Source organism: Desulfocastanea catecholica (assembly GCF_054657295.1).
Window position 1 is genome coordinate 1 of sequence record NZ_BAAHYZ010000111.1, and the last position, 786, is coordinate 786.

The 786-nt window shown below is 46.6% G+C and carries 1 protein-coding gene; it reads right to left on the reverse strand.

The window, feature by feature from the left end; genetic code table 11:
- Positions 1-6: 6 nt before the first annotated feature.
- On the reverse strand, positions 7-786 hold a 780-nt coding region (locus ACYQ8U_RS23085; protein WP_459947909.1), incomplete at its 5' end, for an IS1595 family transposase.

The following is a 786-nucleotide window of genomic DNA, read 5'->3' on the forward strand; positions in this document are numbered from 1 at the left end:
TTTTGATTACCCATGAGACTCAGCCAACTTCAGGAGTCGCTGTGGCATCGGCGGAGTCCTGACCGCAACGTATCCAAATCGTGGCACCATCTGTTTCAGATCGAAGCGACGGTTGAAGCGGTAGCAGAATTCGGCCAAGTATCTTGAAAAATGCTTCTCACTCAATGCATGAAAGACACCATGAAGAGCTGTCTTAACATTTCCTATAATAGTGTTGACCCACTTAAACTCTGGAATTTTAACGCTCTCGGGGCCACCGCCGGTAACAATGGAAAAATGGTTAAATCCAGCTTCGCTAAAAGCTCGGAAACATCCCAGTCCGTCAGAGACGATATTGCAGCATGGGGCGAGATGTTTTTCAGCCCAGGCTTTAATAGCATCTTTGGTAAAAGCCTCTATTTGGCTTAATCGGATTTGCAAAGGATGCCCTTCCTTATTACACGATACAGCGGCTATGAAGGGGATTTTTCCCGTAGCCCCACGGCCACGAATACCATCATTCTTCTTGCCGCCCCAATAGGCGTCATCAACCTGGATGAACTGTGTAAGTGGTTTGCTGTCGTCTCGCTCCTTCATAACCTGCTGGATCTTATGTTTCATCAAGAGGGCCGTATTGTAAGAGACGCCAATGGTTCGTTTGAGGCTCAGCGCGGAAACACTGACTTTAGATTGAGTGATGAAATAAATACCAAGAAACCAAACCGACAGCGGCAACTTGGTGTACGCAAAAATGGTTCCCGCTGTAAGAGATATCTGGCAATGACATCTATTGCATTGAAACAATCG